This is a genomic window from Sandaracinobacter sp. (assembly GCF_041909755.1).
Taxonomy (GTDB): Bacteria; Pseudomonadota; Alphaproteobacteria; order Sphingomonadales; family Sphingomonadaceae; genus Sandaracinobacteroides.
The window spans coordinates 1-12,027 of the sequence record NZ_JAYRCW010000077.1 but is presented as its reverse complement, the minus strand read 5'-3'; the positions used below and the strand labels follow the sequence as shown (position 1 = coordinate 12,027).

The following is a 12,027-nucleotide window of genomic DNA, read 5'->3' as shown; positions in this document are numbered from 1 at the left end:
CGGCCTTGATCGCAACTTCCCAGATGCTGGCCGAACTGAACAGCGGCTCGCTGTCCGGCGATTCTATCAAGGCGCGCACCTCCGCGGACAGGCGCGGCGACCCGGCCGCCGCCCACAGCAGCAGATGCGTGTCCAGCAGAAGCTTCAGGTCGAACCCCCGAACAGGGCTTCAATCTCCTGCAAGCCCATCGTGTCGAAGTCATCAGGCACCGACAGCCCGGCCATGAAGCCGATCCGCTTCGGCACCCCGGTAGGCGCATCCACCGGCGTCAGCTTGGCAACCGGCGTCCCCGCCTTGGCGATCACGACGGATTCGCCGGCCGCAACCTGCATCAGCAGACGGGAGAAGTGCGTCTTCGCCTCGTGGACATTCGCAGTCACCATGTGGACTAATATAACCTAGTCCACCGCTGCCTTCAATCCCCCGTCACCGGCGGCATCGTCTGCGCCGGCGTCAGGTCCGTCGCCGCCCCGCTCGCGATCGCCAGCATCCGGTTCAGCGGCAGCAGCGCGCGCACCCGCAGATCCTCGGGCACGGTCAGTTCCGGCTTCAGGTCGCGCAGCGCCAGATACAGCTTCTCCACCGTGTTCAGCGCCATATAGGGGCACATGTTGCAGCTGCACTTCCCGTCCGCGCCGGGCGCGCCGATGAAGGTCTTGTGCGGCGCCTGCTTCTCCATCTGGTGGATGATGTGCGGCTCGGTCGCCACGATGATGATCTCGCTGGGGCTTTCCAGCGCGAACTTCAGGATCGCGCTGGTGGAACCGATCATGTCGGCATGATCCAGAATGTGCGCCGGGCATTCCGGGTGCGCGGCCACCGGCGCATCCGGATATTGCACCTTCAGCTTCAGCAGCTCCGTCTCGCTGAAGGCCTCGTGCACGATGCAGGTGCCGTCCCACAGCAGCATCTCGCGCCCGGTCTTCTTCGCCAGCCACGCCCCCAGATGCTTGTCGGGCGCGAACAGGATCTTCTGCTCCTTCGGCAGCGCGTTGATGATCTTCTCCGCGCTGGACGAGGTGACGATGATGTCCGAATGCGCCTTCACCGCCGCCGAGCAGTTGATATAGGTCAGGCTGATGTGATCGGGATGCGCCGCGCGAAAGGCCCCGAACTCGTCCGGCGGGCACGAATCCTCCAGCGAACAGCCGGCCTCCATGTCCGGCAGGATCACCGTCTTCTGCGGGCTCAGGATCTTCGCCACTTCCGCCATGAAGCGCACGCCGCAAAAGGCGATCACGTCCGCATTCGTCTCGGCCGCCTTGCGGCTCAGCTCCAGCGAGTCGCCCACGAAGTCGGCCAGGTCCTGCAATTCCGGCGTCTGGTAATAATGCGCCAGGATCACCGCGTTGCGCTCCTTGCGCAGCCGCTCGATCTCCGCGCGCAGATCCAGCCCCTTCAGCGAATCTCTCAGCCTTGCATCCATGGGTCCGCCTCCTAGAGAATAGGTCTGTAAGCGAAGCATATGGGGAGGAAAAGATGAGCGGAGAAGATAAGGGCGCACAGGCGCTGGCGCATATCGCAGCCGCCGAGCGCAAGGCGGCAGAGGTGGAAGGCATCGGCCCCGACGTGGCCACCCGCCCCGTCCGCACGGTCGGCGTCATCGGCGCCGGCACCATGGGCGGCGGCATCTCGATGAACTTCGCCAATGTCGGCATCCCCGTCACCATCGTCGAACGCGAACAGGCCGCACTCGATCGGGGCCTGAAGGTGATCCGCGCCAACTACGAACGCTCCGCCCAGCGCGGCAAGCTCACCGCCGAACAGGTGGAACAGCGCATGGCCCTCCTCACCGGCAGCCTCGACATCGCAGACCTGAAGGATGCCGATCTCATCATCGAAGCCATCTTCGAAAACATGGCGATCAAGAAGGACACCTTCGCCAAACTCGACAGCATCGCCAAACCCGGCGCCATCCTCGCCAGCAACACCAGCTATCTGAACGTCGACGAGATCGCATCCGCCACCGGCCGGCCGCAGGATGTGCTGGGCATGCACTTCTTCTCGCCCGCAAACGTCATGAAGCTGCTGGAAGTGGTGCGTGGCGCAAAGACCGCACCCGACGTGCTGAAGACCGCCATGGAAACCGGCGTGAAGATCGGCAAGGTGCCCGTCGTGTCCGGCGTCTGCGACGGCTTCATCGGCAACCGCATGCTCTCCACCCGCCAGCAGGCCGCCAACCAGCTGCTGCTCGAAGGCGCCATGCCGTGGGAGGTGGACCGCGCGCTGACCGACTTCGGCTTCCCCATGGGCCCCTTCCAGATGTCGGACCTCGCCGGCCTCGACATCGGCTGGTCAAAGGAAACCTCGAAGGGCGAAACCCTGCGCGACCGCCTCTGCGAAATGGACCGCCGCGGCCAGAAAACATCCGCCGGCTTCTACGATTACGGCCCCGATCGCAGCCGCACCCCAAGCCCCGTCGTCGAACAGCTCATCCGCGACTATGTGAAGGAAAAGGGCGGCACCCCACGCGAACACAGCCAGGCCGAAATCCTCGACCGCCTGCTGCAACCCATGGTGGCCGAAGGAAAGAAGATCCTCGCCGAAGGCATCGCCCAGCGGCCTGGCGACATCGACGCCGTCTGGGTAAACGGCTACGGCTGGCCCCGCGCCACCGGCGGCATCATGTACTGGGCCGGGGTGCGCTGAAGAAAACCACCCCCCACACGTCACCCCGGGCCTGACCCGCGGTCCAGCTTCTCTTCGGCAAGGCCGGGGTTGAGGAGGCTCCGCCCCCTCAAACTCCCCCGGCAGGAGCCCGTGGCCCCTGCACCCACATTTGCAGGTCCATCGGCAAGGCTGCGCTGACGGATAAGTTCACTGCCTGCGGCGCCAGCCGGCTCAAGCGCCGCAGGCAATCAACTCAAGTCACGCGCGCGAGCTGTAGGCAGCGTGCAACGCAAAGTCAGAGGGTGCAGGGACATCATGTCCCTGCCCGCCGGAGGCAAAAACCCACACCTCCCAAACGAAAACAGGGCCGGAACCCCAAGGTCCCGGCCCCGCCTCCATCCCGTCCCTCGGGAACTCAGCGATAGAAGATATGCTGTCCCACGGTCGCCACCCGGCGCAGTTTCCAGCCCGGGTTCACGCGGGTTGCGTGGAAGTGGGTGGCGTCCGGCGCGACTTCGGGCCAGCTGCCCGAAACGGCGATCAGCGCCACGGCCTTTGCCGTTTCCCACTGCGCCATGTTGGTCGGCTGGGGCAGCGCCCCGCCGCGCACGAAGCTGAACTGCTTGGGCGCCTTCACCACGCCGCACACGTCGCGGCCGAAGCGGCCCGACTCCACGCGGTTCATGATCACCTGCGCCACGGCCAGCTGGCCGTCCAGCGGCTCGCCCTTGGATTCGAAATAGACGGCAGAGGCGAGGCACATCATCTCGTCCGTCATGTCGGCCGCATGCCCGTCGCGCACTTCGCGCACCAGCTGCGCCAGCGTGCCGGCTTCCGGCAACACCAGCCCCAGGTCGGGTTCGGCGAATTCATGGGGTTCTTCCACCATCTCCAGCGCCGGCGCGAACTGCGTCTCGGTGGGGGCGGGCGGGATGTCGTTCAGAAAGGAAATGTCGCTGTTGGGCGCTTCGCCCGCAGCCAGAAGGAATGCAGCGGCGGCGGAAATGCCGGCCACCCGGAACTTGTTGCGCATCAAAGGCTCGATACCCGCGGTTCCTGGGGCTGCGGGCCGAGAGCGGAAGCCTTTGAAAAAACTGGCCAACCGGTGTCGGAACCCGCGCGAACCGCGCTTGCTGATCCAGCCATCCTGCCCGGAATGGCCGGTGCCCTGCCGGGCCCCTTCCATCCCCTGGAGGAACCCAGACCGGCCGACCCTTCTATGGGGTGTCACAGGCCCGTCACAGTACACGGGCGGCGCGATCGTTCATCCGGGCGAAAGGGTCAACGGGTTCTGGCAATTCCCGGGACGAAACGTGCTGGCTCAGCGATATCCAGTTCAAGAACCCAGATATCCGGGTCGAATCGCACCTGCCGCTCCACGAATGCAGAGACTGCCTCTTCGCCTTCCGCCGCCAGCCGCCAGGCGGTTTCACCCGATGCGGCCGGCACCTTCTCATAGGCCCCCACGAACGCCGCGTGCCGATGCACCAGCAGCAGGGCGGATCCCCACTGGCTGCCTTTCCTCAGCACGGTCGCGAACCCGCCGGCCGCCTGCACCTGCCGCACCAGCGCCGGCACCTCGGTGCTGGCGGGCAGCCGGTGTTCAGGCAGGTCCATGCACATATCCGGGCAGATCCTTCAGCAGGATCCGCGATCGCATGAAGGTGCCCTGCCCGCGCGCCACTTCCTCGCCATCGGCGTCCAGCAGCCGGCTTTCCGCGATCAGCACGCGGCGATGGCCAGAGGCCCACTGCCCCACGGCGACCAGCGGCTCCGCCTTCACCGGCCGGGTCAGGAACAGGTTGAACTGCGTCGTCAGCACAAAGGCGTCGGTCACCATGGAATTGGCGGCATAGAAGGCCGCATCGTCCAGCATCTTGAAATAGATGGTGCCGTGCGCCGCGCCCGCTGCATGGAACATGTCGGGCGTCACCTCGAACCGGATCTCCGCCTTCCCGGCTTCGGGGATCGTCAGGCGGGACCGGAAGATCCGGTTCACCGGCGCCTCGGCATACAGCCGCTCCAGCCCGCGCAGGTGCGTCTCGCCGCTCATGCCGCGCGCCGCTGCGGCCCGGTCAGCAGCGACCACAGCGCGCCCGGCTCCACCGCGCCGCGCATCTTTTCCACCAGCGCGCGGTCGCGCAGGGTGCGGCTCACCAGCGCCAGCGCCTTCAGATGATCGGCCCCGGCCTCCGCCGGCCCCAGCAGGGCGACGACAAGATCGACCGGCAAGGCGTCCACCGCCGCCCAGTCCACCGGCTCCGATGTCCGCACCACGGCGGCCACCATCCGCTGCAGGCCCGGCACGCGCCCGTGCGGGATGGCCGTTCCGTCGCCGAAGCCGGTCGTGCCCAGCCGTTCGCGCTCGCTCAGCGCGGCCATGATCGCCTCTTCCGGCACACCCGCTTCGCCGGCCAGCAACCCGGCCGCCGTCGCAAACACAGCCCTCTGCGTCGCCGCGGGCACGTCAAGCGCCACGGCCGAAGGGGCCAGCAATTCCTGAAATTCCATCTATATTCGTCCGTTCACTCCGGATCCGCCTCATACACGGCGGATCCCTCCCGGGGTCATGCGCGCGGCTCGACCCAGCCGATGTTTCCGTCCTCCCGACGATAGACCATGTTCAGGTCGCCGGTCCGGCTGTTCTTGAACAGCAGCGCCGTCGTGTTCCGAAGGTCCAGCATCATCACCGCGTCAGACACGCTTGCCTCGGGAATGTCCACCCGCGTCTCGGCGATCGTCAGCGGCGCGTCCGGCGCATCCGCTTCCTCGGCAACGCCCTCGAACACGCGATATTCCGCATTGTCCGGCACCTCCGCCAGCGGCAGCGCGTCCAGCGTCGCCCCGCCAGACTTGTCCTTCAGCCGCCGCATATAGCGCCGCAGCTGCTTCTCGATCTTGTCCGCCGCGCCGTCGAACGCAACATTGGCAACCGCCGCCCGGTTGGAGCCCTTCAGCACCAGCCCCTGCATCACATGCATCACGATATCGCACTGGAAACTGTCGTGCGGGCCGGGGCTCAGCGTCACCGTGGCCCCGATGGATCGCTTGAAATAGGTGTCTGCGATGGCCTGCAGGCGCTCGCCCACATGAACCCGGAACGCCTGGCCCGTTTCCACCTGATGGCCTGCTACCCGGATATCCATCGTCAGTCTCCTTTCCTGTCTCCCGCTCAGGCCTGTTTCAGCCACAGCGGCTCCTTCATCTTCCCCACGAAGTCGGCATGGGCCTGCTGGTCCGCAAGGGGGATCTCCCATGTCCGCTGCGGCCATTCGGCGCGCATCTGCTCCGCTTCGGCGGCGGCCGAGACCGAAAGGTCGAACCCGATCTGCCGCCCCCCGGTCAGCTCCACATACACATCTGCCAGAAGCTCGGCGTCGATCAGCGCGCCGTGTAGCACCCGGTGCGACCGGTCGATCCCGAACCGCTGGCACAGCGCATCCAGCGTGTGTTTCGCACCGGGGAAGCGCTTGCGCGACAGGTCCAGCGTGTCCACCACGCGCGCCGCGCCGATCGCGGGCCGGCCGCACAGCTCGAACTCGAAATTCAGGAAGCGCATGTCGAAGGCGGCGTTGTGCGCCACCAGCGTCGCGCCTTCCAGAAAGGCCTGCAACTCGCCCGCCACACCGGCGAAGCGCGGCTTGTCGGCCAGGAAATCCTCGGTCAGGCCATGCACGGCCAGCGCCTCGGCCGGCATCGACCGCCCCGGGTTCACATAGACATGCAGATGGCGCCCCGTCGGCACCCGTTCCACCAGCTAGATCCCGGCGAATTCCACCAGCCTGTGTCCGTCCCGGGGATCAAGCCCCGTCGTTTCGGTATCGAACACGATCTCGCGCATTTTGCCTCTTATCCGCCCGTTTCCGCAGGCGCGCAAGCCTCAGCCGGCTTCGCACCACGCCTGCGCCGCCGCCGGATCGTCCGATCCGAACGCCTTCACCTCCATCAGCGGCGTCAACAGGTCGAACATCGCGACCGCGCCCCGGATCATCGCGCTGTCGCTCACCACCGCCACCCGCCGGAACCGGTGAAACCAGTCCAGATGCGCCAGCCGCATCTTCAGGCTGTGCAGCCCCGCCTCCAGCCCGATCCGGGAATAGCGCGTCGCATCCACGAAATAGTTCAGCCGCTCATGCGCCTCCAGCGCCGCGCGCACATCCGCATACAGCTGGTCGATTTCCGCCACCGTCAGCGCCTCGCCCAGGCGGATGCCGATCGTTCCCGGCGCCGTCTCGATCCGTTCCAGCATCGCCCGTCCTCCCGGCAAAGGCCTGCGCCCCGGTCAGCGGATCCGGCTGCCCTTCGCCACCCGCGCAATCCCCTGCACGGTGCGGAACGTCAGCAACCGGCCCCGGCCCGTCTCGATCACGATATCCGCAATCCGGCGCTTTTCCGAATCCGGCATCTGGTGCTTCAGCACGTTCAGGAACTTCGCCTCCGTCATCCCCGGCCGCGCCAGCACCCGCGCCCGCTGCACATGGAACGGCGCCGAGGCAACAGCGATCAGGTCCACGCCCTTCCACCCCTCCCCTTCCAGCAGCAGCGGAATGTCCAGCACGATCGCCCGGCGACTGCGATATCTCCGGCGGAACGCCTGCTGCATCCGCCCAACGGCCGGATGCACGATCCGCTCCAGCCGCTTCAGCGCCGCCTTGTCGCCGAACACGGCCGCCCCCAGCTTCGCCCGGTCCACCCCCATCGGCCCCGTCGTGCCGGGAAAGGCCGCCTCGATCGCCGGCAGGGCCACGCCGCCCGGCCCCTGCACCGCGCGCACTGCCGCATCCGCATCGAACACCGGCACGCCCAGGTGCCGGAACTTCGACGCCACCTTCGATTTTCCCATCCCGATCGAACCCGTCAGCCCGATCACCACCGGCCGCCGCCTCATGCGCCCCCTCCCAGCAACAGGGCGCGCAATTCCGCGTCCCGCCCCCGCGGCGGTTTCGCCCCGTAAAACAGCTCGAACGCCACGGCCGCCTGCCCCACCAGCATTTCCAGCCCGTCGATGGTCCGCAATCCCCGCGCCCGCGCCGCCGCCAGCAGCTCCGTCTCCAGCGGCGCATAGACGATGTCATACACCGTCGCCCCGTCCGGCAGCGCCCCAAGGTCCAGCCGCAACGGCGGCTCCCCCTTCATCCCCAGGCTCGAGGCGTTCACCAGCAGGTCCGCATCCGGCGCCGCCGCCGCCAGCGGCACCGCATCCCCCTCGATCTCCAGCCCTTCCAGCAAGGCCCGCGCCTTCGCGACAGAGCGGTTCATCACCGTGATCCGCCGCACCCCCAGCCGCGCCAGCGCCGGCAGCACGGCCCGCGCCGCGCCGCCCGCGCCCACCACCACGGCATGCTCCACATGCCGCCCGGCCAGCGGCCCCGCGAATCCCTCGATATCGGTGTTCGTTCCCCACAGGCCGCCGTCCCGCACCAGCACCGTGTTCACCGCCCCGATCGCCGCCGCCTCGGCCGAGGCCCCGTCCAGCCAGTCCAGCACGGCCACCTTGTGCGGCACCGTCACGTTCACGCCGGCAATCCCCAGGGCCGGCAGCGCCCGCACCGCCGCGCCCAGCTCGTCGGGCCGCACCGCAAAGCGCGAATAATCGCCGTCGATCCCCAGCGCCCGCAGCCAGAAGCGGTGAATCGCCGGGCTCTTCGAATGCGCGATCGGCCAGCCGATCACCCCCGCCGTTCTCAAATCCCCAACTCCCCCGCTTCCCGAAGCCACCCCAGAACCGCCAGCAACGGCAATCCCCGCACCACGAACTGGTCCCCCTCTATCCGCGTGAACAGCTGCGCGCCCAACCCCTCCACATGATAGCCGCCCACGCTCGAAACCACCTCCGCCCCGCAAGCCGCCACATACTGGTCCAGCCAGCCCTCGCTGAAATCCCTGACCGTCAGCGTCGCCGCCTCCACATGCCGCCACAGGGGCCGCCCGTCCCGCGCGATCACCGCCGCGCTCACCAGCCGGTGCGGCCGCCCCCGCAACTGCCGCAGCTGCGCCCGCAACCCGTCCGCCGTCCCCGGCTTTTCCAGCCACACGCCGCGCTCCAGCTCCAGCATGGAATCGCTGCCCAGCACCACCATTCCCGGCCGTAAAAGGCTCACCTTCACCGCCTTCAGCTCCGCCAGCCGGTCCGCCACATCGCGCACCGGCCTGCCGCGCAGGCCCTCCGTCACCGCCGCCTCGTCGATCCGAGCCGGCACGGCCTCGAACGCCACGCCGGCCGCCGTCAGCATGGCCCTGCGAGAGGCGCTTTCGCTGGCAAGAATGATCATCCGAAAATGCCTCCGGCGGGCAGGGACATGATCTGCCGAATCCCCTCCATGCAAATCCTCTTCATGCAATCGTGCAGGCCTTCACCGCCGAGGCCCTTCCGCCCGCTCAGGCTGAGCCTGTCGAAGCCCCATGAGGCAAACCACCGCCCTTCAATGCCACACCCCTTCCCACCGCTCAGGCTGAGCTTGTCGAAGCCCCAAGCAGCGGGCCACAGCCCCTGCCATCGCGCTTTCAAATTCCGGCCCGCAGGCGGCATCATCCACCTCCAGGCCCAACACAAAGCCCGCACCCCCGGATCCACCTCACCCCACCTCACGCCGCATCCCCAGCAGGTTCATCAGTTCGGCCGCCGTTTCCTCGATGCTGCGGCGGGTCACGTCGATCACCGGCCAGCCCCGGTCCGCGAACAGGCGGCGGGCGGCGTTCAGTTCCTCGGCGATGGTGTCCGGGTCGGCATAGCGGGCAGAGATGCCGGCGGTGTCCTGCCCCAGGATGCGGGCGCGGCGCACCTGCGCCAGCCGTTCGGGGGCCACCGTCAGGCCCACGATCAGCGGCTTTTCCAGCAGGAACAGTTCGGGCGGGATCGGCCGGTTCGGCACCAGCGGGATGTTCGCCACCTTGTAACCCCGGTTGGCGAGATAGACAGACGTCGGCGTCTTGGAGCTGCGCGACACCCCGGCCAGCACCAGGTCCGCATCTTCCCATTCATGCGTCAGCAGCCCGTCGTCATGCTCCATGGTCCAGTGGATGGCCTCGATCCGCCCGAAATAGGCGTCGTCCATGCGGTGCTGGCTGCCCGGCCGGCTGGCGGCCTGCCGCCCCAGCATCCGTTCCAGCCCTTCCATCACCGGGTCCATCACCGCGATCACCGGCAAGCCCAGCGCGGCGCAGCGCGCTTCCAGCCGGGCGCGCACGCTGCGCGCCACCAGCGTATAGAGCACCAGCCCCGGCGTCCGCGCCACTTCGTCCAGCACACGGTCCAGATGCCCTTCAGACCGCACCATCGGCCAGTAATGCTTCACGGCGTCCACGCCGGAAAACTGGGCGAGCCCGGCTTTCACTAGGCTCTCCAGTGTCTCGCCGGTCGAATCCGAAACCAGGTGCAGGTGCAGTCTTGTCACGAACCCCTCACCAAAGCGTCATGCCCCTCTTTCCCCACCCCGGATTCCCCCCTGTGGACAAACCACCGGAAAAAGCCGTGGAATCCGGGCAGGAATCGATGAATTCCCGTCCCGGAATGCGTCAAGCCTCAACCAACCCGATCGCATTCAACCCTTTCAGGCCCGATTATCCGCTTGTGGACAAGCAGCTTGCGCCTGTCCACAGGCCGGGAACAACCGGGAATCCTGTCGCTCTCAGAAGCGCTTGGCTGGCCCATGCCCTGTGGGTCCGCCTGTGGACAAGATTCCATCCCCATGATTCACCGCCCAACTTCAATGGCTACCTCAGTCTTGAAAGAGTCATGAATTGATTGGGGGCCCGCCCATTTGCCTGCCCTCCCCCATCCCGATACAGGCAAATCCATGCCTGCTCCCCAACCCCGCGCCCTGTCCGTCCTCCATGGCGAGGCCCTCGCCCCGCCGCCCGTCTGGCTGATGCGTCAGGCCGGCCGCTACCTGCCAGAATACCGCGCGCTCCGGGCCGAAAAGGGCAGCTTCCTCAACCTCTGCTACGACAGCGACGCGGCAGCCGAAATCACCCTGCAGCCGATCCGCCGCTTCGGCTTCGACATCGCCATCCTCTTCTCCGACATCCTCATCGTCCCCCACGGCATGGGCCAGCATCTCTCCTTCACCGAGGGCGAGGGCCCGCGTCTCGCGCCGCCCCTGTCCGCAGCCTCGCTCGGGTCGCTGGAACCCGCCCGCCACCATTATCTCGCCATCTGGGAAACCGTCCGGAAGGTCCGCGCGGCCCTCGCCCCCGACAAGGCGCTGTTCGGCTTCGCGGGCTCCCCCTACACCGTCGCCACCTACATGGTCGCCGGGCAGGGCTCGAAGGACCAGGCCGATGCCCGGCTGATGGCCTATGCCGATCCCGGCCGTTTCCAGGCGCTGATCGACGCGATCGCCGCCGAAACGCTGCACTATCTTTCCGGCCAGGTCGATGCGGGCGCCGATGCGCTGATGCTGTTCGACAGCTGGTCGGGCAGCCTCGCCCCGCAGGAGTTCGAGCGCTGGGTGATCGCCCCCACGGCTTGGCTCGTGGATCAGCTTCGCCGCCGCCATCCGCGCACGCCCCTCATCGGCTTCCCGCGCGGCGCGGGCGAAAAGGCCCCTGCCTATGCGCGGGAAACCGCGGTCAGCGCGCTCGCCATCGACGAATCGACAGATCTCGGCTTCATCGTCGCCAACACGCCGGATACGCTGCCCCTGCAGGGCAACATCGATCCGCTGGCGCTGAAGGCCGGCGGCCCCGCGCTGGACAGGGCGCTCGAAGCGTGCCTCGAAACCATGGCCGGCCGGCCCCACATCCTGAACCTCGGCCACGGCATCGACCGTTTCACCCCCATCGCCCATGTCGAGCAGCTGATGCAAAGGCTGCACCGGTAGAACCTCCCGCGTCCGCTCCCCGCCGGGGGAGAGACGGAGAGGGGCGAAGAAGCGCCGCAGGCAGAAAAACCCCGACGGAACCCCAAGGCCAGCCGCCAACCCTGATAATGTGGGTGCAGGGCACACGGTGCCCTGCCGGGGGTTTGAGGGGGCAGAGCCCCCCAGTCCCTCATCTGCCGCCCCTCGGCAAGGCGCCCGCCTCTTTCCACCACTGTGAAGCCGGGCTAGGTTCCGTGTCATGGACACGCTCATCGGCTGGCTCGGTTCCGCTTACATGCCGCTCAAGGCGGTGCATGTGGTTGTCACCTTCTTCTGGATTGCGGGGCTGTTCATCTATCCCCGGTATCTGGTGCATCAGGCCAGTGTTCCGGTGGGTTCGGCCGAGGATCTGAACTGGCGCCTGCGCACGGCGCGGGTCCGCCGCATCATTCTGGTGCCCAGCATTCTGGCGGTCTGGATTCTCGGCCTTGCCATTGCCACCAGCTATGGCTTCCAGCAGGCGGGCTGGATCCATGCAAAGCTGCTGCTGGCGCTGCTGCTGTCGGGCTATCAGGGGTGGATCACGGGCGTCGGCCGCCGCATGGCGGCGGGCGA

At 67.4% G+C, this 12,027-nt stretch carries 15 protein-coding genes and 1 pseudogene; 3 read left to right on the top strand and 13 right to left on the bottom strand.

Annotated features, from left to right (window positions below):
- Positions 1-144: 144 nt before the first annotated feature.
- Positions 145-384 (bottom strand): type II toxin-antitoxin system Phd/YefM family antitoxin, encoded by a 240-nt coding sequence (locus ACE3O8_RS10450; RefSeq protein ID WP_374389484.1) that lies wholly within the window; start codon positions 382-384, stop codon positions 145-147.
- A 32-nt stretch (positions 385-416) separates the two neighbouring features.
- Positions 417-1,427 (bottom strand): quinolinate synthase NadA, encoded by a 1,011-nt coding sequence (nadA, locus tag ACE3O8_RS10445; RefSeq protein WP_374389482.1) that lies wholly within the window; start codon positions 1,425-1,427, stop codon positions 417-419.
- Positions 1,428-1,480: 53 nt separating this feature from the next.
- On the opposite strand from nadA, the gene ACE3O8_RS10440 reads away from it, so the two are divergent.
- Positions 1,481-2,650 (top strand): 3-hydroxyacyl-CoA dehydrogenase NAD-binding domain-containing protein, encoded by a 1,170-nt coding sequence (locus tag ACE3O8_RS10440; protein WP_374389480.1) that lies wholly within the window; start codon positions 1,481-1,483, stop codon positions 2,648-2,650.
- A 376-nt stretch (positions 2,651-3,026) separates the two neighbouring features.
- On the opposite strand, the gene ACE3O8_RS10435 is transcribed toward ACE3O8_RS10440, so the two are convergent.
- From ACE3O8_RS10435 to ACE3O8_RS10385, 11 genes and pseudogenes are all read right to left on the bottom strand, one after another.
- Positions 3,027-3,644 carry a cell wall hydrolase gene (locus ACE3O8_RS10435; RefSeq protein WP_374389478.1) on the bottom strand — a complete coding sequence of 206 codons (618 nt, stop codon included), beginning with the start codon at positions 3,642-3,644 and terminating at the stop codon, positions 3,027-3,029.
- Positions 3,645-3,892: 248 nt separating this feature from the next.
- Entirely contained in the window at positions 3,893-4,228 is a 336-nt protein-coding gene (locus ACE3O8_RS10430) for a DUF1491 family protein (RefSeq protein ID WP_374389476.1), read from the bottom strand.
- Complete coding sequence (locus ACE3O8_RS10425; protein ID WP_374389474.1) at positions 4,215-4,664, bottom strand: PaaI family thioesterase; 450 nt, start codon at positions 4,662-4,664, stop codon at positions 4,215-4,217. The genes ACE3O8_RS10430 and ACE3O8_RS10425 overlap by 14 nt, the downstream gene beginning before the upstream one ends.
- Positions 4,661-5,122, bottom strand: a complete 462-nt coding sequence (locus ACE3O8_RS10420; protein ID WP_374389472.1) for a PTS sugar transporter subunit IIA — start codon at positions 5,120-5,122, stop codon at positions 4,661-4,663. The genes ACE3O8_RS10425 and ACE3O8_RS10420 overlap by 4 nt, the downstream gene beginning before the upstream one ends.
- Positions 5,123-5,178: 56 nt before the next feature.
- Positions 5,179-5,757, bottom strand: a complete 579-nt coding sequence (hpf, locus tag ACE3O8_RS10415) for a ribosome hibernation-promoting factor, HPF/YfiA family (RefSeq protein WP_374389470.1) — start codon at positions 5,755-5,757, stop codon at positions 5,179-5,181.
- Positions 5,758-5,783: 26 nt separating this feature from the next.
- Positions 5,784-6,452, bottom strand: a pseudogene (gene dnaQ, locus ACE3O8_RS10410) (DNA polymerase III subunit epsilon).
- A 39-nt stretch (positions 6,453-6,491) separates the two neighbouring features.
- Positions 6,492-6,860, bottom strand: a complete 369-nt coding sequence (locus ACE3O8_RS10405) for an STAS/SEC14 domain-containing protein (protein WP_374389468.1) — start codon at positions 6,858-6,860, stop codon at positions 6,492-6,494.
- A gap of 33 nt (positions 6,861-6,893) precedes the next feature.
- Complete coding sequence (gene coaE / locus ACE3O8_RS10400; RefSeq protein WP_374389466.1) at positions 6,894-7,499, bottom strand: dephospho-CoA kinase; 606 nt, start codon at positions 7,497-7,499, stop codon at positions 6,894-6,896.
- The gene (aroE, locus tag ACE3O8_RS10395; protein ID WP_374389464.1) at positions 7,496-8,299 is read right to left on the bottom strand and encodes a shikimate dehydrogenase; all 804 of its coding nucleotides are present in this window, start codon (positions 8,297-8,299) and stop codon (positions 7,496-7,498) included. Before aroE ends, coaE begins: the two co-directional genes overlap by 4 nt.
- Positions 8,296-8,883 carry a nucleoside triphosphate pyrophosphatase gene (locus tag ACE3O8_RS10390; protein WP_374389462.1) on the bottom strand — a complete coding sequence of 196 codons (588 nt, stop codon included), beginning with the start codon at positions 8,881-8,883 and terminating at the stop codon, positions 8,296-8,298. Before ACE3O8_RS10390 ends, aroE begins: the two co-directional genes overlap by 4 nt.
- A 303-nt stretch (positions 8,884-9,186) precedes the next feature.
- Positions 9,187-10,005, bottom strand: coding sequence for a pyruvate, water dikinase regulatory protein (locus ACE3O8_RS10385; protein WP_374389460.1), 819 nt, complete (start codon positions 10,003-10,005; stop codon positions 9,187-9,189).
- 402 nt (positions 10,006-10,407) lie between these two features.
- Between ACE3O8_RS10385 and hemE the strand changes: the two genes are divergently transcribed.
- On the top strand, positions 10,408-11,433 hold the full coding sequence (gene hemE / locus ACE3O8_RS10380) for a uroporphyrinogen decarboxylase (protein WP_374389458.1): 1,026 nt from the start codon (positions 10,408-10,410) through the stop codon (positions 11,431-11,433).
- Positions 11,434-11,671: 238 nt separating this feature from the next.
- The coding region (locus tag ACE3O8_RS10375) for a CopD family protein (RefSeq protein WP_374389456.1) at positions 11,672-12,027 on the top strand (356 nt) is incomplete at its 3' end.

Coding starts and splice junctions, on each gene's coding strand:
- hemE (WP_374389458.1), top strand. CDS start 10,408: ATGCCTGCTCCCCAACCCCGCGCCCTGTCCGTCCTCCATGGCGAGGCC.
- ACE3O8_RS10435 (WP_374389478.1), bottom strand. CDS start 3,644: ATGCGCAACAAGTTCCGGGTGGCCGGCATTTCCGCCGCCGCTGCATTC.
- coaE (WP_374389466.1), bottom strand. CDS start 7,499: ATGAGGCGGCGGCCGGTGGTGATCGGGCTGACGGGTTCGATCGGGATG.
- ACE3O8_RS10420 (WP_374389472.1), bottom strand. CDS start 5,122: ATGGAATTTCAGGAATTGCTGGCCCCTTCGGCCGTGGCGCTTGACGTG.
- ACE3O8_RS10390 (WP_374389462.1), bottom strand. CDS start 8,883: ATGATCATTCTTGCCAGCGAAAGCGCCTCTCGCAGGGCCATGCTGACG.
- ACE3O8_RS10425 (WP_374389474.1), bottom strand. CDS start 4,664: ATGAGCGGCGAGACGCACCTGCGCGGGCTGGAGCGGCTGTATGCCGAG.
- nadA (WP_374389482.1), bottom strand. CDS start 1,427: ATGGATGCAAGGCTGAGAGATTCGCTGAAGGGGCTGGATCTGCGCGCG.
- ACE3O8_RS10450 (WP_374389484.1), bottom strand. CDS start 384: ATGGTGACTGCGAATGTCCACGAGGCGAAGACGCACTTCTCCCGTCTG.
- ACE3O8_RS10405 (WP_374389468.1), bottom strand. CDS start 6,860: ATGCTGGAACGGATCGAGACGGCGCCGGGAACGATCGGCATCCGCCTG.
- hpf (WP_374389470.1), bottom strand. CDS start 5,757: ATGGATATCCGGGTAGCAGGCCATCAGGTGGAAACGGGCCAGGCGTTC.
- ACE3O8_RS10430 (WP_374389476.1), bottom strand. CDS start 4,228: ATGGACCTGCCTGAACACCGGCTGCCCGCCAGCACCGAGGTGCCGGCG.
- ACE3O8_RS10440 (WP_374389480.1), top strand. CDS start 1,481: ATGAGCGGAGAAGATAAGGGCGCACAGGCGCTGGCGCATATCGCAGCC.